At 64.8% G+C, this 22,099-nt stretch carries 17 protein-coding genes; 7 read left to right on the top strand and 10 right to left on the bottom strand.

Annotation, left to right across the window (positions count from 1 at the left end):
- Positions 1-8 precede the first annotated feature (8 nt).
- Positions 9-1,334, top strand: a complete 1,326-nt coding sequence (locus RAH32_RS09640) for a sigma-54-dependent transcriptional regulator (RefSeq protein WP_306607491.1) — start codon at positions 9-11, stop codon at positions 1,332-1,334.
- A gap of 128 nt (positions 1,335-1,462) precedes the next feature.
- Here the strand turns inward: RAH32_RS09640 and RAH32_RS09635 are convergent, their stop codons facing one another.
- A complete protein-coding gene (locus RAH32_RS09635; RefSeq protein WP_306607489.1) occupies positions 1,463-1,654 on the bottom strand; it encodes a hypothetical protein in 192 nt (63 codons plus the stop codon).
- 296 nt (positions 1,655-1,950) lie between these two features.
- Here RAH32_RS09635 and metZ point away from each other — a divergent pair, with 296 nt between their 5' ends.
- The gene (gene metZ / locus RAH32_RS09630) at positions 1,951-3,138 is read left to right on the top strand and encodes an O-succinylhomoserine sulfhydrylase (protein ID WP_306607487.1); all 1,188 of its coding nucleotides are present in this window, start codon (positions 1,951-1,953) and stop codon (positions 3,136-3,138) included.
- Positions 3,139-3,237: 99 nt separating this feature from the next.
- Positions 3,238-4,200 (top strand): GTP cyclohydrolase FolE2, encoded by a 963-nt coding sequence (folE2, locus tag RAH32_RS09625; protein WP_306607485.1) that lies wholly within the window; start codon positions 3,238-3,240, stop codon positions 4,198-4,200.
- A gap of 138 nt (positions 4,201-4,338) precedes the next feature.
- On the opposite strand, the gene RAH32_RS09620 is transcribed toward folE2, so the two are convergent.
- The 8 genes from RAH32_RS09620 to RAH32_RS09585 all read right to left on the bottom strand — a co-directional run bounded on the left by RAH32_RS09620 (position 4,339) and on the right by RAH32_RS09585 (position 14,774).
- The gene (locus RAH32_RS09620; protein WP_306607483.1) at positions 4,339-6,666 is read right to left on the bottom strand and encodes an aldehyde dehydrogenase family protein; all 2,328 of its coding nucleotides are present in this window, start codon (positions 6,664-6,666) and stop codon (positions 4,339-4,341) included.
- Between the two features lie 7 nt (positions 6,667-6,673).
- Positions 6,674-7,615, bottom strand: a complete 942-nt coding sequence (deoC, locus tag RAH32_RS09615) for a deoxyribose-phosphate aldolase (protein ID WP_306607481.1) — start codon at positions 7,613-7,615, stop codon at positions 6,674-6,676.
- Entirely contained in the window at positions 7,612-8,178 is a 567-nt protein-coding gene (locus RAH32_RS09610; protein WP_306607479.1) for a DUF1523 family protein, read from the bottom strand. The genes deoC and RAH32_RS09610 overlap by 4 nt, the downstream gene beginning before the upstream one ends.
- A gap of 12 nt (positions 8,179-8,190) precedes the next feature.
- Positions 8,191-8,472, bottom strand: coding sequence for a hypothetical protein (locus tag RAH32_RS09605; protein WP_306607477.1), 282 nt, complete (start codon positions 8,470-8,472; stop codon positions 8,191-8,193).
- A 61-nt stretch (positions 8,473-8,533) separates the two neighbouring features.
- A complete protein-coding gene (locus RAH32_RS09600; protein WP_306607754.1) occupies positions 8,534-10,909 on the bottom strand; it encodes an ATP-dependent helicase in 2,376 nt (791 codons plus the stop codon).
- A gap of 71 nt (positions 10,910-10,980) precedes the next feature.
- Complete coding sequence (locus RAH32_RS09595) at positions 10,981-11,973, bottom strand: ABC transporter permease (protein ID WP_306607475.1); 993 nt, start codon at positions 11,971-11,973, stop codon at positions 10,981-10,983.
- On the bottom strand, positions 11,966-12,973 hold the full coding sequence (locus RAH32_RS09590) for an ABC transporter permease (protein ID WP_306607474.1): 1,008 nt from the start codon (positions 12,971-12,973) through the stop codon (positions 11,966-11,968). The genes RAH32_RS09595 and RAH32_RS09590 overlap by 8 nt, the downstream gene beginning before the upstream one ends.
- Positions 12,974-13,070: 97 nt before the next feature.
- On the bottom strand, positions 13,071-14,774 hold the full coding sequence (locus RAH32_RS09585; RefSeq protein WP_306607472.1) for a peptide ABC transporter substrate-binding protein: 1,704 nt from the start codon (positions 14,772-14,774) through the stop codon (positions 13,071-13,073).
- Positions 14,775-15,031: 257 nt separating this feature from the next.
- Here RAH32_RS09585 and RAH32_RS09580 point away from each other — a divergent pair, with 257 nt between their 5' ends.
- The 4 genes from RAH32_RS09580 to purU all read left to right on the top strand — a co-directional run bounded on the left by RAH32_RS09580 (position 15,032) and on the right by purU (position 20,725).
- Entirely contained in the window at positions 15,032-16,864 is a 1,833-nt protein-coding gene (locus RAH32_RS09580) for an ABC transporter ATP-binding protein (RefSeq protein WP_306607470.1), read from the top strand.
- Between the two features lie 204 nt (positions 16,865-17,068).
- The gene (locus RAH32_RS09575; protein WP_306607468.1) at positions 17,069-18,409 is read left to right on the top strand and encodes a PRC-barrel domain-containing protein; all 1,341 of its coding nucleotides are present in this window, start codon (positions 17,069-17,071) and stop codon (positions 18,407-18,409) included.
- A 148-nt stretch (positions 18,410-18,557) separates the two neighbouring features.
- On the top strand, positions 18,558-19,724 hold the full coding sequence (locus tag RAH32_RS09570) for a M20 aminoacylase family protein (RefSeq protein ID WP_306607466.1): 1,167 nt from the start codon (positions 18,558-18,560) through the stop codon (positions 19,722-19,724).
- 116 nt (positions 19,725-19,840) lie between these two features.
- The gene (gene purU, locus RAH32_RS09565; protein ID WP_306607464.1) at positions 19,841-20,725 is read left to right on the top strand and encodes a formyltetrahydrofolate deformylase; all 885 of its coding nucleotides are present in this window, start codon (positions 19,841-19,843) and stop codon (positions 20,723-20,725) included.
- Between the two features lie 285 nt (positions 20,726-21,010).
- Here the strand turns inward: purU and RAH32_RS09560 are convergent, their stop codons facing one another.
- A complete protein-coding gene (locus tag RAH32_RS09560) occupies positions 21,011-22,090 on the bottom strand; it encodes a BMP family ABC transporter substrate-binding protein (protein ID WP_306607462.1) in 1,080 nt (359 codons plus the stop codon).
- Positions 22,091-22,099 lie beyond the last annotated feature (9 nt).

Here is a 22,099-nt window from a genome sequence, read left to right as displayed (position 1 = left end):
GAAGACCTATGTCCCGCAAATTGAAGATTGCGATCGTTGATGATGAACCGGACATGCGGGAATCGATCAGCCAGTGGTTGGTTCTGTCCGGTTTCGAAACCGAAACCTATCCCAGTGCCGAAGACGCGCTGAAGGTCATCGGGGCCGACTGGCCTGGAATCGTCGTGTCCGACATCCGCATGCCCGGCATGGACGGCATCGCCTTCCTCAAGCGCCTGATGGGCCTGGATTCGGGCCTGCCGGTGATCCTGATCACCGGCCATGGCGACGTGCCGATGGCGGTCGAGGCCATGCGGATCGGGGCCATGGACTTCATGGAAAAGCCCTTCAACCCCGACAAGATGACGACGCTTGCCAAGAAGGCGACGCAGATGCGGCGCATGACGCTGGACAACCGCGCCTTGCGCCGCGACCTGTCGGAGGGCCAGCAGGTGATGTCCAAGCTGATCGGCACCAGCCCGGTCATGGAACGCTTGCGCGAGGATATCCTGGATCTGGGCCAGGCCGACGGGCATGTCCTGATCGATGGCGAGACCGGCACCGGCAAGACGCTGGTGGCCCATGCTCTGCACGCGGTCGGCCCGCGCGCGTCCCGGAAATTCGTGCCCGTGTCCTGCGCCGCCTATAACGACGAGGCGCTGTCGGCCCGCCTGTTCGGCCCGCTGGAGGACGGCATCCCCGCGGTCGAAGAAGCGCGCGGCGGCACCCTGTGCCTCGAGGATATAGAGGCACTGTCCGAACCGCTGCAGGCGCGACTGCTGGCCTTCATCAGCGACCAGGGCACGCCGGCGGAAACCCGCATCATCGCCATTTCCAACGCCCGCGGCGAGGGCCGCCGGGCCGAGGATTCGCTGCGCCCCGACCTGTTCTATCGCCTGTCCGCGCTGAAGATCACCCTGCCGCCCCTGCGCGCGCGGGGCGAGGATATCCTGTCGCTGTTCACCCGCATGACCGAGCAGTTCTCCGAAGAATACGGCTGCGAGCCGCCGCAGGTCAGCGCCCAGGAAGCGGCCCAACTGCTTCAGGCGCCCTGGCCCGGCAATATCCGCCAGCTGATCAACGTGGCCGAACGCGCCGTCCTTCAGAACCGGCGTGGATCGGGGTCCATCGCGTCCCTGCTGATGGCGGATGGAGAGGACAACCAGCAGGCCACCACGACCGAAGGCAAGCCGCTGAAGGAATATGTGGAAAGCTTCGAAAAGATGCTGATCGACAACACCATGCGCCGCCACAAGGGCAGCATCGCCGGCGTGATGGAGGAGTTGTGCCTGCCGCGCCGCACGCTGAATGAAAAGATGGCCAAGTACGGCCTGCAGCGGGGCGATTATCTGTGAATGCAACAGGGGGCGGATTTCTCCGCCCCCAATGTGTCGCACCGGGCCTTTACAAGAAACGATACCAGAAACTTAGCCCAAACAGGGACCGATCCGCAGTGGATTGGTCTACCGGCAAGTTCATCCACCTATACACCGACGCATTCACCCAGCAGATCCGCGACAGGATCGTCGGAAGATGCGCCGTCAAACACCAATTCTGACTTGCCGTTCTGCTTCGAATGATCCGCACCCCGGAAGAAGGTGCGGTCGCAAAGGCCTGCCCCGCCATTCCTGCGCGGCAGGACATCAGGATATTCGTTGGCATATTCCAATGTCATAAACCGCAATCCGGCTGTTCAGGCCGTCCCTTCTTGTGCAGTCTTTTGCTGACTGCTGGATCAAGTTACTTTCGCGTCACCCATGGCTCAACCTGTCCATTTGGGCAATTAACATGCACGTGTTCATGGCGGCATGTTTTGGTTAACGAATTGCAATTCCTGCAAGTATGCACGGACAAATCGCGGACAGGTCCGCCGGTATCGCTCGCCAGGCGATCGTTTGCAACATGGCTTGGCCCTTGCGCCATGATCGCCGGGACGCTAACCCCGCCGGGGTCAGCAGAAGGCATTCCGACATGAGCGACAGTTCCGCCAAGGGGCTTCACCCGCGCACCCAGGCCGTTCATCACGGCATCCGCCGCAGCCAGTATGGGGAAATGGCCGAGGCGATCTTCCTGACGCAGGGCTTCGTCTATGACAGCGCCGAACAGGCCGAGGCCCGCTTCAAGGGAACCGGCCCGGACGAGTTCATCTATGCCCGCTATGGAAACCCGACCAGCCGCATGTTCGAGGATCGCATCGCCGCCCTGGAAGGGACCGAGGACGCCTTCGCCACCGCCAGCGGCATGGCGGCGGTCAACGGCGCGCTGTTTTCGATGTGCAAGCCCGGCGATCATGTCGTGGCGGCCCGCGCCTTGTTCGGATCCTGCCTGTATGTGCTGGACCTGCTGGCCAAATTCGGGGTCGAGGTGACCTATGTCGACGGCACCGACCTAGACCAGTGGCGCGCGGCGCTGCGGCCCGGCACAAAGGCTGCCTTCTTCGAGACCATGTCGAACCCCACGCTGGAGGTGATCGACATCCAGGCCGTGGCCGATCTGGCCCACAAGGTCGGCGCCCTGGTTGTGGCCGACAATGTCTTCGCCACTCCGGTCTTTTCCCGCGCCGCCGAACTGGGCGCCGATGTCGTGGTCTATTCCGCGACCAAGCATATCGACGGCGGGGGGCGGGCGCTTGCGGGCGTGATCTGCGGCACCCGCCAGTTCGTGCGCGAGGTTGCCGAGCCGTATCTGAAACATACCGGCGGCGCGATCAGCCCGTTCCACAGCTGGATCATGCTGAACGGGCTGACGACGATGGACCTGCGCGTGCGCGCCCAGGCCGACAGCGCCCTGGCTGTTGCCCAGGCGCTGCAAGGCCATCCGGCCCTGTCGCGCGTGATCTATCCGGGACTGGCCGACCATCCCCAGCATGACCTGGCCATGCGGCAGATGGGGTCGGGCGGCACCATGATCGCGTTTGAGGTCGCGGGCGGCAAGGACACGGCCTTCGCCTGCCTGAACCGGCTGGGGATCGTCAGCATCTCGAACAATCTGGGCGATGCGAAGTCCATCGTGACCCATCCCGCGACGACCACCCACCAGCGCCTGTCGGACGAGGATCGCGACCGCCTTGGCATCACGCCGGGCCTGCTGCGGCTGTCGATCGGCCTTGAACATCCGGCCGACCTGATCGCGGACTTGAAGCAGGCCCTCGACGCATGAACCGGCCGGGTCGCGCAGGCGGTCCGGCATGTCGAATTTCTTCTTTGGATTCTGGCCCTCGGCCCCCATATTGGCCGCAATCCGACAAGGGATGCCCCAATGACCGAAGCCCGCCCGATGATCCCAGCCTATCCGGCCCTGGCGCGCAGCTATGACGCGGGCTTCAGGGTGGACGATGCCTACAAGGCCGGTCTGCCCGACCTTCAGAACGGTCCCGCCAGCCTGATCGTCGGCGCCCGTGCACCGATCCAGCATGTGGGCATCTCCAACTTCCGCCTGCCGATCCGGTACCAGACGCGCGACGGAGGCGAACTGACGCTGGAAACCAGCGTGACCGGGACCGTCAGCCTGGAAGCCGACCGCAAAGGCATCAATATGTCGCGGATCATGCGGTCCTTCTATGCCCATTCCGAACATGCCTTCAGCCTCAAGGTGCTGGAAGCCGCGCTGGACGACTATCAAGCCGACCTGGACGCCTATGACGCGCGGATCCAGATGAAGTTCTCCTATCCCATGCGGGTGGATTCGCTGCGGTCTGGGCTGTCCGGCTGGCAGTATTACGACATTGCGATGGAGATCCTGGACTTCCACGGCCAGCGACTGCGGATCATGCATTTCGACTATGTCTATTCCTCGACCTGCCCCTGTTCGCTGGAACTGTCGGAACATGCGCGCGAAACCCGATCGCGTCTGGCGACGCCCCATTCGCAGCGGTCGATTGCGCGGATTTCGGCGGTGATGGTCGGGCCGGAGAAAATCTGGTTCGAGGACATGGTGGAACTGTGCCGCCGCGCCGTGCCGACCGAGACGCAGGTCATGGTCAAGCGCGAGGACGAGCAGGCCTTTGCCGAACTCAACGCCTCGAACCCGATCTTTGTCGAGGACGCGGTGCGGGCCTTTGCCCAGGAACTGCTGGCCGACCCGCGCTTCGGCGATTTCCGGGTCGTCGCCAGCCACCAGGAATCGCTGCATTCCCACGACGCGGTCAGCCTGATGACCAGCGGGCCGACCTTCGCCCAAGCCTCGCTGGACCCGATGACCTTCGCGGGGTTGCGGGCCTGATAGGCCGAAAGCCGGGGGCGCTTCGCCCCCCGGACCCCCCGGAGGGTATTGGGACAAAGAAGAAACGGCAGGGTTCTTCTTCCTTGCTCATATGCCCTGTTTGAAGCGGGTCGTTTGCGCTGAGGATGCCTTTTCTGCTCAGTAGGCGGCGGCCCCCGTGCCCTCGGGCAAGGCGCCATAGGGCAGCCAGATCGTCTTGGTCTGCGTGCCGTGGTGCAGGAAGACCTCGCCCTGCGCCTGAGAGCCACACCAGTCGCGATGCGCGGGCGCCCAGACGGGCTTGAGATTGCCGCCTGCCGCCCTTTCCACCGCCGCCAGGTCGCCGCCGACCATCCACATCGCCGCGACCTCGTCATGCGCGGCGAGGGCCTTTGCCAGGTCATCGCGCGGGCCGGTAACGATATTAACCACGCCGCCCGGCAGGTCCGAGGTGTCGAAGACCTGATACAGAACCGTCACCGCCAGAGGATCGTCCTGCGCAGCGATGGCGACCACGCGGTTGCCCATGGCGATGGCGGGCATGACCAGCGACATGAACGCGGCCAGGGGCTGCGCATTCGGGCAGGCGATGCCGATCACGCCATAGGGTTCGTTGACCACGTTCAGCAGATGGCCCGGCTTGGCCTGCACGTTCGCGCCGTCGAACTTGTCGGCCCAGGCGGCGTAATGGAAGGCGCGGGCGATGGCGGCCTCGACCTCGGCCCGGCTGGTGCGGGCGGCGAATTCATCGGCGCGGGCGGACAGGTTCTCGGCGATGTAATACAAGACTTGCGCGCGGGCATGGCCGCCCATGGCCGCCCACCTGCCAGCTTTCGCGGCGGCCTCGACGGCGTTGCGGATGTCCTTGCGGCTGCCCAGCGGCGCAAGGCCGCCCGGAACCGTATAGCTGGCCCCGCCATCAGGCCGCTTCTGCGCCCCGCCGATATACAGCTTGGCCGTGCGATCCAGATCGCTCGGCTGGCCGCTGCCGGTGGGGGTGGCGACCGGCGCAGCGGCGGCGGGTTCCTGCACGGTATCGACCGGGGGTTCCGCCAGATAGTCCAGCATTCCCGCGCGCCCGCCCTCGCGCCCGAAACCGCTTTCGCGATAGCCGCCAAAGGGCGCCGCAGCGTCGAACAGGTTGGCGCAGTTGATCCAGACCACGCCCGCCTTTACCTTGGCGGCAATATCCGTCGCCACCGCCGCGCTTTCCGACCAGATCGAGGCCGCAAGGCCATAGCGCGTGTTGTTGGCCAGCTCGACCGCCTCGTCTGCCGTGCGGAAGGTGGACAGGGTGGCGATGGGGCCGAAGATCTCCTGCTCGAAGCCCGGATTGGCAGGGGCGATATTTCGCAGATAGCCCGGCGCGATAAAGCAGCCCGGGGAGGCCGCGCCGCCGACCAGTTCCGCCCCGGCATCGACGGCGGCGGCGCAGATCGAGAGGATCCGGTCCTTCTGGATGGGATCGACGATGGCGCCGACATCGGTGGACTTGTCCAAGGGCGATCCGACCCGCAGCCGCTTCATGCGGGTGGACAGCAGGGTTTCAAAGCGCTCTGCCACCGCCTCGGCCACCAGGATGCGCGATCCGGCGCAGCAGACCTGGCCCCCGTTGAACCATATCGAATCCACCACGCCCTCGACCGCCGCGTCCAGGTCGGCATCGGGCATGACCACGAAGGGCGACTTGCCGCCCAATTCCAGGGCCAGCCGCTTGCCGGTGCCTGCCAAATGGCCCGCAATCGCGCGCCCCACCTCGGTCGAGCCGGTGAAGGCGATCTTGTCCACCTCCGAGCCGACAAGGGCCGCGCCGGTCTCGCCATCGCCGGTGACAATGTTCACGACGCCGGCGGGCAGGCCGACTTCCTGGCAGATCTCCGCAAAGGCCAAGGCACTCAGCGGCGTGTATTCGGCGGGCTTCAGCACGACCGTATTGCCCGCCGCAAGCGCCGGCGCGATCTTCCAGGCCAGCATCAGCAGCGGAAAGTTCCAGGGGATGATCTGGCCGCAGACACCGATCGGCGCATGGCCGGGAAAGGCCGTGTCGCGCAGTTCCGCCCAACCGGCATGGTGATAGAAATGCCGCGCGACCAGCGGCACGTCGATGTCGCGCGATTCCCGGACCGGCTTGCCGTTGTCCAGCGTTTCCAGCACCGACAGGAAGCGTTCGCGTTTCTGCACATGCCGGGCCAGGGCATAAAGATAACGCGCCCGCTGCGACCCCGTCAGCGCCGCCCAGTCGGGCTGCGCCTTGCGCGCCGCCGCAACCGCCGCCGCTACGTCATCCTCCGTGCCCTGCGTCACCTGCGCTAGAACCTCGCCGGTCGCGGGGTCGCGCGTGTCGAACAGTGTGCCCGGCTCGGTGAAGGCCCCGCCGATGAAATGCCCGAAGGCCCCCCGCTGCGCCAGCCAGTCGCGCACGGCGCCGCTGTCCTCGACCGAGGGGCCGTATTCCATCGTTTCCATCAATTCGCTCACGCTGGTCATGCGTCCCTCAGGCAATCGCTTGGCGATGGGCGGCGGCGTAGCGGCCCGTCACATGGTGGCTGATCTGGCGCTCGATGTCGCCCAGCAGGCTGGAGGCGCCGATGCGGAACAGGTCCGGGCGCAGCCAGTCGCGGCCCAGTTCCTCGGCCATCAGCACCTGCCAGTTCAGCGCGTCCTTGGCGGTGCGCAGGCCCCCGGCGGGCTTGAAGCCCACAACATGGCCCGTCTGGTCGCGATAATCGCGGATCGCCCGGCACATCACCAGCGACACGGGCAGGGTGGCGTTCACCCCTTCCTTGCCGGTCGAGGTCTTGATCCAATCCGCCCCCGACTGCATCGCCACATGGCTGGCGCGGGCGACATTCTCCAGCGACTTCAGGTCGCCCGTCGCCAGGATCGCCTTCATCTTCGCATCGCCGCAGGCCTCGCGCATGGCGCGGAGTTCGTCGTAAAGCGCGGTCCAGTCGGCGCGCAGCACATGGGCGCGGGTGATGACGATGTCGATCTCGTCCGCGCCATGTTCGACGGCATACAGGATCTCGGCCAGCCGCAGGTTCAGCGGCATCAGGCCCGCCGGAAAGCCGGTCGCTACGCTGGCGACGGGAATGCCGGAGTTGCCGAGCGCGCGTTTCGCAGGCGCCACCATCGTCGGATAGACGCAGACCGCGCCGGTGGTCAGGCCCTCGACCCCCATGGCCGCCAGCATATCCGCTGCAATCGGCTGGCGCGCCTTGGCGCAAAGCCGGGCCACGCGGTCGGGCGTGTCGTCGCCTGCCAGAGTCGTCAGGTCGATGCAGTGCACGGCGTTCAGCAGCCAGGCGGCCTGGTGGTCCTTCTTCAGGCTGCGCCGGGCGGGCAGGGTGGCCGCGCGGCGTTCCACGGCGGGGGTGTTGATGCGGATGTCCGCGAACCCGTCGGTGCGCAGGTCGGTGCCGGGATTGCGAGTCATGCCTTCCCTCGCCAGCCGCGGAACCCGCGTTCCTGGAACTGCGCCCACATGCGCCAGATCAGGGCCAAAAACGCCAGCAGGACGATGCAGACGATGCTTGCCGCCCAGTTGCGCGGGCGTTCGTCCGGCCCTGAAAGCGTGTCGATGCTGACGGCATTGGGATAGGTGGACAGCCAGGCCATCCGCCAACCATAGGCCGTTACGCTGACCCATTGCGGATTGTCGCGGGTCGATTGCAGGTTCGTCGCCTCGGCCTGCAGGTTGGCGCTGTCGTATTTGAAATAGGGCGGCCAGATCCAGCCGGTATCCTCATTGCGATAGACGAAGACCTTGCCGTTCGGGCGCACCGTCTCGATGAAGCGCACGTCGCGCTGGCCTGCCGCGTTCTCCACCGTGCCGGTGTTGTCGGACGCAAAGAAGATCGCGTTCGAGGGCGTGACCGAGGTCAGGCGGTTGTAGGTGTTGGTGATGCGCACCGTGTTCTTGGACGGCAGTGCATAATCCAGAAACAAAAACACCGCGATGCCGAACAGCACGCCGACCGCGACCTTGAGGTAATGCATGGAGAGCGGTCCTTACTGCCAGTTGATCCAATAGACGATGCCCATGACCGCCAGATTGGGCAGAACGAAGACCAGAAGCAACAGCCGCGAACGCAGCGTCCTGTCGAACCCGATCATGGATCTGCGGACGAACGCGCGCCGCGCAGGCGTGTTCCCCGGCATGGAGGGGTGGCGTTCGTCCCAGATCTCCTCCAGCCGCTCGGTCCGCAGCGACCGAAGATAGACCCGCAGCAGCAGGTAGAACGCGGCCTCGGCGATCAGCAGGAACAGGATCAGGCGGATGAAGGCGGCCAAGGGCGGTCCCGATGTGGTTTGGCCCGCAGGCTAGCACCGCAGGGGGCAGGGGGCCAGCGGATCAGAAAGGAACGTCATTCCCGCCCAAGGGCTGGACATAGGCCGCCTTGATGTTCTTGAAGCCTGTCGCGAACTGGACGGTCAGCGTGTCCTCGGCAATGCCCATGATCGTGCCTTCGCCGAACTTGGCGTGGCTCACGCGGTCGCCCACGGTGAATTTCGACGCAGGCTCGGCGTCGATGATGATGGGCGCGCGGTGGACGGGGGCCTTGCGTTCAGACGCGCGGGCCTGCATCCGTTTCCAACCGGGCGAGTTGTAGACATCCGCCTTGGCCGCGCGTTCGTGCAGCGCGTTGACCGGCCCGCCTGCCGCAAAGGCCATCGCCGCGCCATAGCCGCCGCCGTAAAGGCCGGGCGGGGTCAGCACCTCGACATGCTCGGGCGGCAACTCATCGACAAAGCGCGAGGGCATGGAGCTTTGCCATTGCCCGTAAAGGCGCCGGTTGCCCGCGAAGCTGATCGTGGCCAGCCGTTCCGCGCGGGTAATGCCGACGTAAGCCAGGCGGCGCTCCTCCTCCAAACCCTTGGTGCCGTTTTCGTCCATGGCGCGCTGGCTGGGGAACAGCCCGTCCTCCCACCCCGGCAGGAAGACGATGGGGAACTCCAGACCCTTGGCGGCATGCAGCGTCATGATGCTGACCTGCTCGGCTGCCTCGCCCTCGTCCCGGTCCATGACCAGGGCCACGTGTTCCAGGAAGCCCTGGAGGTTGTCGAACTCCTCCAGCGCCTTGATCAGTTCCTTGAGGTTGTCGAGCCGCCCCGGCGCGTCCGGCGACTTGTCGTTCTGCCACATGGCCGTATAGCCGGATTCGTCCAGGATCCGTTCGGCCAGTTCGACATGGTTGACGCGGTCGTCCAAGGCGTCGGCGTGCCAGCGGCCCACGGCCTCGGTGAACTGGCGCATCTGGGCGGCGGCCTTGCCCGACAGGTCGCCCGCCGTCAGCGCCGCGACCGTGCCGTCCAGCAGCGACAGCCCGCGCGCCCGCGCCATGTGCTGGATGGCTTGCAGGCCCTTTTCGCCAAGACCACGTTTCGGCGTGTTGGCGATGCGTTCGAAGGCAAGATCGTCGGCGGGGCTGACCACCAGCCTGAAATAGGCCATGGCGTCGCGGATCTCGGCGCGTTCATAGAAGCGCGGGCCGCCGATCACGCGATAGGGCAGGCCGATCGACATGAAGCGGTCCTCGAAGGCGCGCATTTGATGCGAGGCGCGGACAAGGATGGCGATGTCGTTCAGGCTGGTGCGGCCGACGCTGGCGCGGTGGCCGCCGTGGAAGGCCTCGATCTCCTCGCCGATCCAGCGGGCCTCGGCTTCGCTGTCCCAATGGCCGATCAGGCGCACCGGCTCTCCGCCCTCGGCCTCGGTCCACAGGGTCTTGCCCAGGCGGCCCTGGTTTGCGGCGATCAGGCCGGATGCCGCCGCCAGAATCTGCGGGGTGGAGCGGTAGTTCTGTTCCAGCCGGATCACCTGCGCGCCGGGGAAGTCCTTCTCGAAGCGCAGGATGTTGCCGACCTCGGCGCCGCGCCAGCCATAGATCGACTGGTCGTCGTCGCCCACGCAGCAGATATTGCGATGCGCCTGGGCCAGCAGCCGCAGCCACATGTATTGCGCGACGTTGGTGTCCTGGTATTCGTCCACCAGGATATAGCGGAAGCGGTCCTGCCAGCCGCGCAGCACGTCGGGATGCGCCTGGAACAGCGTCACGCAATGCATCAGAAGGTCGCCGAAATCGACCGCGTTCAGCGCCAGCAGCCGGTTCTGATAGGCGGCATACAGCCGCCCGCCCCAGCCGTCGAAGCTGGCGACCTCTCCCTTGGGCAGGTTCGCGGGTGTCAGGCAGCGATTCTTCCAGCCGTCGATCAGCCCGGCAAGCTGACGGGCGGGCCAGCGTTTCTCATCCAGGTTCTCGGCCTGGATGAGTTGTTTCAGCAGGCGTATCTGATCATCGGTGTCCAGGATGGTGAAAGACGGCTTCAGGTGCAATTCGCCATTGCCGATCAGTTCGGCATGGCGGCGCAGGATCTTGACGCTGATGGAATGGAAGGTGCCCAGCCAGGGCATCCCCTCGACCGTCTCGCCCAGCAGGCGGGCGATGCGGTTCTTCATCTCGCGCGCGGCCTTGTTGGTGAAGGTCACGGCCAGGATCTGGCCCGGCCGCGCGCGGCCCAGCATCAGCAGATGCGCGATCCGCGTGGTCAGCGCCCGCGTCTTGCCCGTGCCCGCGCCCGCCAGCATCAGCACCGGGCCGTCCAGCGTCTCGACCGCCGCGCGCTGAGCGGGGTTCAGCCCGTCCAGGTAGGGGACAGGGCGCGCGGCCATCGCGCGTTGTGACAGCGGCACGCCGCCCATGTCGTCGGAATCGTCCAAAAGCTCCATCCCGCCAACATAGGCGGGAAGGCGGATCATGGAAAGCCCATGTTCCGCCTTCGTTCGCATCTGCGGTCGAATTACCGGCCCCGGATGCGGGGGTCCATCGCGTCGCGCAGCCCGTCGCCGATGTAGTTCACGCACAGCACCGTCAGCGAGATGAACAGCCCCGGCAGGATCACCCGCGACGGGTACATGATCATCTGGTCCACCGCGTCATAAAGCAGTCGCCCCCAGGTCGGGAAGTCGGGTGGAAAGCCCAGGCCCAGGAAAGACAGGGCGCTTTCGGTGATGATCGCGGTGGCGATGCCCAGCGTGGCCGCGACCATGATCGGCGACAGCACGTTGGGCAGCACATGGCGCAGGATCATGCGATGCGCGGGGGTGCCGATGGATTTGGCGGCCAGGATGAATTCGCGCTCCTTCAGGCCCAGCACGTCGCCCCGCACGATGCGCGCGGCCTGCATCCAGCTTGTCGCGCCGATGGCGGACACGATCAGGATGAAGGTCCCCATGGCGGGTCCGAAGGACTGCGACAACGGTTCGCGGAACAGCGTCACCATCAGCAGCAGCAGCGGCAGCAGGGGCAGGGCCAGGAACAGCTCGGTCAGGCGCATCAGGGGTGCGTCCAGCCTGCGGAAATAGCCCGAGACGACGCCGATCAGGCTGCCCAGGGTGATGGCGATGATCATGGCCGTCAGGCCCACGGCGATGGAGACGCGGCCCCCCGCCATCAGCCGGGCCAGCATGTCGCGGCCCAGCTGGTCGGTGCCCAGGGGATGGGCGGCGCTGAAGCCCTGGTTGCGGGCGCGGATGTCCACATAGGTCGGGTCGATGGTCCAGACATAGGGTCCCACGACCACGAACAGGATCGTCGCCAGGAACAGCACCAGCGCCACCATGGCGCCGCGATGGCTGCGGAACTGGCGCCAGATGTCGCGCCACTGGCTGCGCGTCTCGCCGGCATGGAGGGGATTGTCGGGCGGCAGGGCGGCGACCGCCCCGGCGGATGCGGCGCTGGCGTCCACGGTCTCGGTCACGGACAAATCGTGCTGGCGTTCCGTTTCAGTCATAGCGGATCCTCGGGTCAAGGACGCCGTAAAGGATGTCGGCAATCAGGGTGAACAGCACAATCAGGATCGCGAAGATGAAGGTCAGCGTCAGCACCATGGGGATGTCGTTGCCGTGGATCGCGGTGATCAGCAACTGGCCCAACCCGTTCACCTTGAAGACCTGTTCCGTGATGATCGCGCCGCCGAAGACTGCGGGCAGGCCGAGCGCGATCACGGTGATGACCGGGATCAGGCTGTTCCTCAGCACATGCTTCAGCACCACGGTCCGTTCCGACAGGCCCTTGGCGCGGGCGGTGCGGACATAGTCCTGGCCCAGGTTGTCCAGCATGGAGGCCCGCATGAAGCGGCTGATCTGGGCCGCGTTGTACAAGGCCAGCACCGTCACCGGCATGACCATCTGCCGGACCTGTGCCCAAAAGCTGTTCCAGTCCCGCACCTCCAAGGTCGTGTCATAGACAGACGGGAACCATTGCAGCTTCACCCCGAAGATGATGATCAGCACCACGCCCGTGAAGAATGTCGGCATCGAAAAGCCGATCATCGACACGAAGGTGCCAAGCTGGTCGAACCAGGAATATTGCTTGTAGGCCGAGATGATGCCGATCGGCAGGGCGATCAGCACGCCCAGCAGATAGGAAAAGCCCACCACGGTCAGCGTTTGCGGCACGCGCTGCGCGATCACGTCGAAGACCGGGCTGCGCGACTGGAAGCTGATGATCCGCTGCATCCCGGCGCTGAACTGCGTGCCGAAGACATGGTCGAACCAATACAAAGGCTCGACCCAGAAGAATTGCTTCAGCCACAGGACGTAGCGGACATACCAGGGCGACCCCAGGCCAAGCGCCTCGCGCATTCGTTCCTTCACCTCGGGCGGGACGGTCAGGGGCACGTCGCCCAGCGGATCGCCCGGCGAGGCTTCCAGCAACAGGAAGATCACCAGCGAAATGAACAGAAGCGTCGGGATCGCCAGCAGCAGGCGGCGGATGGTGTATGTCAGCATCGTGTGCCTCGGTCAGGGCGCTTCGTTTCGGCGCGATTGTCGTTGGGATTGACCGGTGTGAAGCCGGCCCCGCGACGGATCGCGGGGCCGGCAAGGATCACTGCTGCACGCGGGTCCAGTCGGCCACGTTCCACAGCTCCGAATCCCAGGCGTTGATCTGGACGCCGCCCAGGGTGTTCGAATGGGCCGAGGCCGTGCCGCGATAGATCAGCGGAATGATCGCGTTGCTTTCCTTGGTCAGCATCTCGTTCAGCTTCTGGCCGATCTTGCCGCGTTCGGCCGGATCGACCGTCTTGCCAAGTTCAACCAGCAGCGCGTCATAGGCCGGATCGCAATAGCGGCTGATGTTTTCACCCTGCCATTGGTTCGCAGGGCTGGGCGCCTTGTCGCAGGTCCATTTTGCCAGATAGGGGGCGGGATTTCCGCCCTCGAAGTTGTCGGCATACATCTGCACGTCGGCATAGAACTTTTGCAGCGTGTCCGGCGAGCCGGGATCGGTCCCGAAGAACACCGAAGCATCGACGGTCTTCAGTTCGGTATCGACCCCGATTTCCGACCACCACTGCTTGATCAGCGCCTGGAAGTCCTGGCGCACCGCGTTGACCGAGGTCTGGAAGACCATCTTCAGCGGCACGCCGTCCTTTTCGCGAATGCCGTTGGCGCCCACGGTCCAGCCCGCTTCCTCCAGCAGCGCCTTGGCGCCCTCGATGTCCTGGGTCAGGCATTCCTCGTTGGGCGAGGCCCAGGCCTCGGGCGCGGGGACATAGTTGCAGGTCGGCTTGCCCGAGGCGCCATAGCCGATTTCCGTCAGCAACTGGCGGTCGATGGCCATGGACAGCGCCTTGCGCACGGCCGGATCGGTCAGGAAGGGATGGGGATGGGCGTTCGTCGAACGCTCTCCCTCGGGGAGGGAGGGCGACGGGTCGGTCAGGTTCACATGGATCCGTTCGACAAGGCTGCCGAAGGCCGCGCTGACCTTTCCCTTGCCCATCTGCTCCATCCCGGCGATCACGTCGGGGGAAAGCTGGGTGTTCCAGGCGTAATCGTATTCGCCCGTTTCCAGAACCGAACGCGCCGCGGCCGCCGCATCGCCGCCGCCCTTGATGGTGGCGGTCGCGAAGGCGGGCTTCGCCGGGTCGCGATATTCGGGGTTGGCCCCGAAGGTGATGACGTCGTTGGTCAGGAACTGCGTGACGCGGAACGGACCGGTGCCGATGGGATTGAAGTTCTGGTCGGTGCAGGTCGGCGCATTGGCGCCCAGGCAGTTTTCGAACTGCGCCTTCTGGATGATCGGCCCGTTCGCGCCCACAAAGGCCGAATAGGGATCGGGCATCGGTTCCTTGAAGGTGATCTTGACCGTCAGGTCATCGACAGCCTCGATGGCCTCGATCCCCTCGAACTTGGCAAGCTGCGAGCAGCCCCCTTCGGGGTCCATGCAGTACTGGCCGGAAAACACCACGTCGGCCGAGGTGACGGGCGTGCCGTCCGACCATTTCAGGCCTTCCTGCAACTTCCATGTGACCGATTTCAGATCCTCGGCAATGCCGCCGTTTTCCAGGGTCGGGATTTCGGCCGCCAGGCGCGGGACATGCTCGCCCTCGGGGGTCATGCTGGCCAGCGGCTCCAGCACCATGCTGGACGCGATCAGTTCCTTGGTTCCCCCCGAAAGATAGGGGTTCATCGTGGACGGGGCCTGCCACATGATGATGTTCAGCGCGCCGTCGCTTCCACGTTCAGCCATGGCGGCGGGTGCCAAGGCCAGCGTGGCGGCTGCGCTCATCAGCAGTGTCTTCAATTTCATCGATCTCTCCTGTCGGAAGTTGCGACCCGCGGGCGCGGTGTCGGAACGCTTTGGTGCCTTTGGCACGCTTATGTCGTTGTTTCCCTTGGGTTGCCGGGACATTGTTCCGATCCCGCCGTCCTGCGGAATGCGATCAGTTTCAATCGAAGCCCGTTTGGAAAGCAAGCCTTATCGCGTGACGTCGCCGGGGCCTTTCGGCTTTGACATTTCCCGCCCGCCCGCTAGCCTTCGCAAAAGCACAGGCCGGGGGCGACGGGATGCTGGACGACAAGCCGCTTGTTTCCATTGAAAAACTTCGGGTCGAATTCGAGACGGGCGACGGCATCGTCGTCGGCGTCAAGGATGTCAGCTTTTCCATCAATCCGGGCGAATGCGTCTGCGTGGTGGGCGAATCCGGGTCGGGCAAGTCGGTCAGCTCGCTGTCCCTGATGCGCCTGGTCGAATTCGGCGGCGGCACCATCGCGGGCGGCCGGCTGATGTTCGACGGGGGCGATGGCAAGGTCATCGACCTGGCCCAGCAGTCTTCGCCCACGATGCGCGACATCCGGGGCAACCAGATCGGCATGATCTTCCAGGAGCCGATGACGGCACTGAACCCGGTCTTCACCGTGGGCGACCAGCTGACCGAGGGGCTGATGGTCCATCGCGGCATGACCAAGGCCCAGGCCCGCGCCCGCGCGCTGGAAATCCTGCGCCAGGTCCGCATCCCGGAACCCGAACGCCGGCTGGACCAGTATCCGCACGAGTTGTCGGGCGGGATGCGCCAGCGCGTCGTCATCGCCATCGCCATGGCCTGCGAGCCGCGCCTCTTGATCTGCGACGAGCCCACGACCGCGCTGGACGTGACCATCCAGGCCGAGATCCTGGCGCTGATCGACCGGCTGAAGCGCGAAAAGCAGATTGCGGTCCTGTTCATCACGCATGACATGGCCGTGGTGGCCCAGATGGCCGACCGCGTCGTCGTCATGTATCGCGGCGACAAGGTCGAGGAAGGCCCGGTCGAGCAGATCTTTGAAAATCCGCGCGAGGATTACACCAAGATGCTGCTGGCCGCCGTGCCGCGCCTGGGCGAGATGACAGGCAAGCCCGCGCCCGAACGGATGCGGCTGATGCGCGACGGCACCGTCAGTGCGCCGGAACCGATCATCGTCAAGGATCCGAAGCCCCTGCTGACGGTGGAAGGCCTGACCACCCGCTTTGCCGTCAAGGGCGGGCTGCTGCGCCGCACCGTGGCACGCGTCCACGCGGTCGAGGATGTCAGCTTCACCATCAATGCGGGCGAAACGCTGTCGCTGGTGGGCGAATCGGGATGCGGCAAATCCACCTGTGGCCGGTCGATCCTGCGGCTGGTCGAACCCGAATCGGGACGGGTCGATCTGGGCGGGACCGACATCCCGGCCCTGTCGCCGCGCGAACTGCGCCGGGCGCGCCGCGACATGCAGATGATCTTCCAGGATCCCTTTGCCAGTCTTGATCCGCATATGAAGCTTTACGACCAGGTGGCCGAACCGATGGAGAATTTCGGCATGGGCAGCCGGTCCGAACGCCGCGACCGCATCGCCGCGCTGTTCGACCGGGTGGAACTGCCGCGCAGCTTCATGCGCCGATACCCCCACGAAATGTCGGGCGGCCAGCGGCAACGCATCGCCATCGCCCGCGCCCTGGCCCTAAACCCCAAGCTGATCATCGCGGACGAGGCGGTGTCGGCGCTGGACGTGTCGGTGCAGGCGCAGGTTCTGAACCTGCTGATGGAATTGCAACAGGATCTGGGCATTTCCATGCTGTTCATCAGCCACGACATGGCGGTCGTCGAACGTGTCAGCCACCATGTCGGCGTGATGTATCTGGGCCGCATCGTGGAAATCGGCACCCGCCAGCAGGTGTTCGAGAACCCGCAGCACAGCTATACCCGGCAGCTGATGGCAGCCGTGCCGGTGGCCGATCCGCGCCAGAAGAAGATCAGCGAGGATCTGAACTTCAAGCCGATCCCCTCGCCGATCCATCCGGTCGATTATCAGGCGGTGCCGTCGGTGTATAAAGAGGTCGCACCGGGTCACAGGGTTCTGGTTGATCCGGTGACGCACAGTTGAGGAAAGGTTTTCTTCAAACCTGCAGCCGTGTTTCTGACTTGTTTGTGAAGTGCGAATTCACCGCCTTGTATGAGTAACTTATAAGCGAATTAACATAAGTTATCCGGGCTAGGCGGAACATCGCCTGTCGGGAAGCCTTTGCCCCGTACCTGCCGCCCAATCTTTTCTTTTTCGGCAGGCCGGATAGCAAGGAGGTCATTCGACATGAACAATCCAGCAAACCTGAAAACCCTCTTGGCGGGGTCTGCCCTGACGGTGGCATTCGCAGTGCCAGCCTTTGCTCAGACCCTGAATGTTGACGTTGCAGAACTTGAGGGCAAAAGCGAAGAATGCCGGTCCCTGGGGCAATTCATCGCTGACCGAAACGGCAACATCACCGGCGCCGAACCAACCCGCGTTGCCGAAGCCGTCAACAACGATGTGGCCAGCGAATGCGCTGAAATCCAGACCCTGCTGATAGCGCAGGGGGACACGGCGCAAGACACCGACACAGCCGAGGCCGAGGCCGAGGCAACCACCGAATCCGTCGTGACCTCCCAGGAGGCGACCATTGTCGGCGAGGCCGTTGTCCGCGTTCCCGAACCCAACGTCGATGTCCGGGTGCCCCAGCCGGAAGTCACCGTGCGCAACGTTCCGCCGCAGGTCAGCGTGCAGGATGGCGCCCCCCAGATCGAGGTGCAGCAGGCACAGCCTGAGATCGCGGTCGAGATCCCGACGATCAACGTTCGTGTAACGATGCCCGCGCCCAGCATCTATGTCCTGCAAGGCGATCCGCAGGTTTCCGTGGCCCAGGCCGATCCGCAGGTCGAGGTTGTCCAGGGCGAACCCGAGATCACCGTGACACAGCCCGATCCTAAACTGGACATCGGCCTGGGAGTGGCCGAAGGCGAGCAGGTGCCCGTCGATCAGGCGCAGGACAGCGCCGAAGGGGACGGCGCCGAGCAGGTCTCGGGCGATGTGGACCTGGTCCAGCCCGAGCCGATCATCAGCTTTATCGCCGCGTCCGAACAGCCGCAGGTCGAAATCACCCGCGCCGAACCCGAAGTGTCCTTCTCGGGCGCCAACCAGCCGAACGTGACGATCACCATGACCGAGGAGCCGACGGTCGACGTCCAGATGGCCGGAGAGCCGCGGGTGCTGATCGAAACCCCCGAAGAACGGGAACAGCGCCGCGCCAGCCAGCAAGCCGCCACCGATGCCCCTGCCGGCATGACCGGCCAGGCCGATGCCGCCGGTGCGGGCGCGGGTCAGATGACCGTTGGCGACGTGAAGGGCATGATCGTTGTGACCGCCGATGGCGAGGAGCTGGGCAATCCCGAGGGTGTCATCGACATGGAGGGTCAGCAGTACCTGCTTCTCAGCTCGGGCGGGTTCCTGGACATCGGCGACAAGATTGTTCCGGTTCCCATGGCCAATGTTTCGACGAGTGGTGAACAGTTGATGCTGGGCACCATGACGGAACAGGACATCCAGCGTGCCCGCGACTTCCAGTATGACGAAAACGCGACCCTGGAAGACGATCAGCCGGTTGCGATGACCAACTGATCCCGTCGCCTGATGTCAGTGGCCCCGTCCATGTCGGCGGGGCCTTTCCTGCGTCTGGAGCACGGCGCGGTTCAAGACCTGCATGTCGCGCAAATTCTCTTTCATCCGGGCATGTCCGGTCCTAGTCTGGCATCGAAGGAGACCGAAGATGCCAGTCAAGAACCGATTTGCCGAACTGCTTCCCGAAATCACCGCCTGGCGCCGTGATTTCCACGAACATCCCGAACTGCTTTATGATGTCCACCGCACGGCAGGCCGGGTGGCCGACCTTTTGCGCAGCTTCGGCTGCGACGACGTGGTCGAGGGGATCGGCAAGACCGGCGTGGTCGGCGTCATCAAGGGCAAGACAGACAGCCAAGGCCGCGTGATCGGCCTGCGCGCCGACATGGACGCCCTGCCGATCATCGAACAGACCGGGCTGGACTATGCCTCGAAGACACCCGGCAAGATGCACGCCTGCGGCCATGACGGCCATACCGCCATGCTGCTGGGGGCCGCGAAATACCTGGCCGAGACGCGCAATTTCGACGGCACCGCCGTGGTGATCTTCCAGCCGGCGGAAGAAGGCGGCGGGGGCGGTGACGCCATGGTCCAGGACGGCCTGGTCAGCCGCTGGAACATCCAGGAATTCTACGGGATGCACAACATGCCGGGGATGCCGGTGGGCAGCTTCTCGATCAAGCCGGGTGCCATGATGGCCGCGGCGGACCAGTTCGACATCACCGTCACCGGCAAGGGCGGTCATGCGGCCAAGCCGCACGAATGCATCGACACCACGCTGACCGCCGCCCAGATCATCGTGGCGCTGCAATCGGTCGTGGCGCGCAACATCGACCCGCTGAAGAACGCCGTGATCTCGGTCTGCGTGGTCAGCACGGATTCGACCGCCCATAACGTGATCCCGCAGGTCGTAAAGTTGAAGGGCACCGCCCGCAGCCTGGATCCCGTGGTCCGCGACCAGTTGGAGGAAGGCATCACCCGCGTCGCCACCAACATCGCCGCCGCGATGGGTGCCACCGCGCAGGTCGATTACCAGCGTGGCTATCCCGTCACCATGAACGACGACCAGGCGACCGTCTGGGCGGCCGAGGTGGCGCGCGACATCGCAGGCGACGTGAACCTGGACATGCTGCCCATGATGGGGGGCGAGGATTTCAGCTACATGCTGAACGAAAAGCCCGGCGCCTATATCTTCGTGGGCAACGGCGACACGGCGATGGTTCATCACCCGGCCTACAACTTCAACGACGACGCGATCCCGGCCGGGTCCAGCTGGTATGCCGGCATGGTCGAATCGCGGATGCCCGCCGCCTGAGCGCGCTTGCCGCCGGGGGATGTCGCGCCAGCCCCCGGCGGTGTCGGAAACATGATTGTCATTCCGCTGCAATCGTCCGAAATGCTGTCAGCCTGACAGCCAAGGAAGCGGAGCCCATGAAAAGCTATACCCTGCGCGTGACCTGTGCCTCGACCCGCGGGATCGTGGCCGCGATCTCTGGCTATCTTGCAGGGCACGACTGCAACATCACCGACAGCGCGCAGTTCGACGATACCGAAACCGGCCGCTTCTTCATGCGCGTCAGCTTCCGGTCGGAAGGCGAGGCGACACTGCAGCAGTTGCAGCAAGGCATCACCCCCATCGCCGAACGCTTCGGCATGGAGGCCGATTTCAGCGACGACGCCGTGAAGAAGAAGGTCATCATCATGGTCAGCCGGTTCGGCCATTGCCTGAACGACCTGCTGTACCGCTGGCGGATCGGCGCCCTGCCCATCGACATCGTGGCCGTGATTTCCAACCACATGGACTACCAGAAGGTCGTCGTGAACCACGACCTGCCTTACTATTGCATCAAGGTGACCCACGAAAACAAGGCCCAGGCCGAGGCGGAACAGATGCGCATCGTCCGCGACACCGGCGCGGAACTGATCGTGCTGGCGCGATACATGCAGGTGCTGTCGGACCAGATGTGCCAGGCGATGTCGGGCCGGATCATCAACATCCACCATTCCTTCCTGCCCAGCTTCAAGGGCGCCAATCCCTACAAGCAGGCCTATGAACGCGGGGTCAAGCTGATCGGCGCGACCAGCCATTACGTGACCGCCGACCTTGACGAAGGCCCGATCATCGAACAGGACACCGTCCGCGTCACCCATGCGCAGTCGCCCGGCGACTATGTGTCCCTGGGCCGCGATGTCGAGGCGCAGGTGCTGGCCCGCGCAGTCCATGCTCATATCCACGGCCGCGTCTTCCTGAATGGCGAAAAGACTGTGGTCTTCCCGCCTTCGCCGGGCAGCTATGTCAGCGAGCGGATGGGGTGAAGAAGAAGGGGGCTTTGCGCCCCCCGCCGCGTTGACGCGCGTTCGTCGCTGGAAAAGGTCCACTGGATCTTTTCCGGGCGCTCCTCACCAGCAGGATATTTTCGCCAAGGCAAAGAGGCGAAACGCTTCCTTAACCTGTCGGCGTTAGAAGGGACTTACGGTACAGGCGGGGACGCCGATGACCGTCCAAGGCAAAGCGCCCCGTTTCCTTTTGGAAGCGGGGCGTCATGGTCTTTGCCTTGGTGAAAATATCCCGGGGGTCCGGGGGCAGCGCCCCTGGCTTTCTTATTGCGGGATTTCCGCCGTGATGCCTTCGACAAAGAAGTTCATGCCCGACAGTTCCTCGTCGGTGGCCGTCTGGCCCTCGGCCAGCCAGGCGGAACCGTCGGCCTTGTTCAACGGGCCGGTGAAGGGGTGGTATTCGCCCGCCGCGATCTTGTCGCGCAGGGCGAGGGCCTCGGCCTTGACCTCGGCGGGAACGGCCTCGGTGATCTCGCCGATCACGACCTCGCCGTCGCCGATCCCCGCCCAGGTGGCCTCGGAGGTCCAGGTGCCGTCCAGGACCTGGCCCACGCGCTTGATGTAATAGGGCGCCCAGTTGTCGATGATCGAGGACACGCGCGGGGTCGGGGCAAAGGCCGCCATGTCGCTGGCCTGGCCAAAGCCGATGGCGCCCGCCTCCTGGGCCTTCGCCAGCGGCGCGGTCGAATCGGTGTGTTGCAGGATCACGTCCACGCCTTCGGCCAGCAGGGCCGCAGCCGCGTCGGCTTCTTTCGCGGGGTCGAACCAGCTATAGGCCCAGACGACTTTCATCTCGACATCCGGGTTCACCTTGCGGGCGTGGATGAAGCTGCTGTTGATGCCCTGGATCACCTCGGGGATTGGGAACGACCCGATATAGCCGATCTTGTTCGACTTGGTCATCCGGCCCGCGATGGTGCCGATCACCGCGCGGCCTTCATAGAAGCGTGCGTCATAGGTGGCGACGTTGTCCGCGCGCTTGTAGCCGGTCGCGTGTTCGAACTTCACGTCCGGGAATTTCGCGGCGACGTTGATGGTGGGATCCATGAAGCCGAAGCTGGTCGTGAAGATCAGCTTGTTTCCCGCCAGCACAAGCTGGGTGATGGCGCGTTCGGCGTCGGCCCCTTCCGGGACGCTTTCGATGAAGGTGGTTTCCACGCGGTCGCCAAACTCGGCCTCGACCGCCAGGCGGCCCTGGTCGTGCTGATAGGTCCAGCCGCCGTCGCCCACCGGGCCGACATAGATGAAGCCGACCTTCAGCGGCTCGTCCTGCGCCCAGGCGGGCACGGCAAGGCTGATCGTCGTCATGGCGGCGACGCTGGCGATAAGCTGTCTGCGGTTCATGTGTCCCTC

This window comes from Paracoccus yibinensis (assembly GCF_030846195.1).
In the GTDB taxonomy this organism is placed as follows: Bacteria; Pseudomonadota; Alphaproteobacteria; order Rhodobacterales; family Rhodobacteraceae; genus Paracoccus; species Paracoccus yibinensis.
This window is presented reverse-complemented; position numbering and strand designations above follow the sequence as displayed.

What these genes read in the sequence shown, in the direction of transcription:
- RAH32_RS09600 (WP_306607754.1), bottom strand. Translation starts at nt 10,909, where the DNA reads ATGGAGCTTTTGGACGATTCCGACGACATGGGCGGCGTGCCGCTGTCA.
- RAH32_RS09640 (WP_306607491.1), top strand. Translation starts at nt 9, where the DNA reads ATGTCCCGCAAATTGAAGATTGCGATCGTTGATGATGAACCGGACATG.
- deoC (WP_306607481.1), bottom strand. Translation starts at nt 7,615, where the DNA reads ATGACTCGCAATCCCGGCACCGACCTGCGCACCGACGGGTTCGCGGAC.
- metZ (WP_306607487.1), top strand. Translation starts at nt 1,951, where the DNA reads ATGAGCGACAGTTCCGCCAAGGGGCTTCACCCGCGCACCCAGGCCGTT.
- RAH32_RS09585 (WP_306607472.1), bottom strand. Translation starts at nt 14,774, where the DNA reads ATGAAATTGAAGACACTGCTGATGAGCGCAGCCGCCACGCTGGCCTTG.
- RAH32_RS09590 (WP_306607474.1), bottom strand. Translation starts at nt 12,973, where the DNA reads ATGCTGACATACACCATCCGCCGCCTGCTGCTGGCGATCCCGACGCTT.
- RAH32_RS09580 (WP_306607470.1), top strand. Translation starts at nt 15,032, where the DNA reads ATGCTGGACGACAAGCCGCTTGTTTCCATTGAAAAACTTCGGGTCGAA.
- purU (WP_306607464.1), top strand. Translation starts at nt 19,841, where the DNA reads ATGAAAAGCTATACCCTGCGCGTGACCTGTGCCTCGACCCGCGGGATC.
- RAH32_RS09610 (WP_306607479.1), bottom strand. Translation starts at nt 8,178, where the DNA reads ATGCATTACCTCAAGGTCGCGGTCGGCGTGCTGTTCGGCATCGCGGTG.
- RAH32_RS09575 (WP_306607468.1), top strand. Translation starts at nt 17,069, where the DNA reads ATGAACAATCCAGCAAACCTGAAAACCCTCTTGGCGGGGTCTGCCCTG.
- folE2 (WP_306607485.1), top strand. Translation starts at nt 3,238, where the DNA reads ATGACCGAAGCCCGCCCGATGATCCCAGCCTATCCGGCCCTGGCGCGC.
- RAH32_RS09570 (WP_306607466.1), top strand. Translation starts at nt 18,558, where the DNA reads ATGCCAGTCAAGAACCGATTTGCCGAACTGCTTCCCGAAATCACCGCC.
- RAH32_RS09620 (WP_306607483.1), bottom strand. Translation starts at nt 6,666, where the DNA reads ATGACCAGCGTGAGCGAATTGATGGAAACGATGGAATACGGCCCCTCG.
- RAH32_RS09635 (WP_306607489.1), bottom strand. Translation starts at nt 1,654, where the DNA reads ATGACATTGGAATATGCCAACGAATATCCTGATGTCCTGCCGCGCAGG.
- RAH32_RS09560 (WP_306607462.1), bottom strand. Translation starts at nt 22,090, where the DNA reads ATGAACCGCAGACAGCTTATCGCCAGCGTCGCCGCCATGACGACGATC.
- RAH32_RS09595 (WP_306607475.1), bottom strand. Translation starts at nt 11,973, where the DNA reads ATGACTGAAACGGAACGCCAGCACGATTTGTCCGTGACCGAGACCGTG.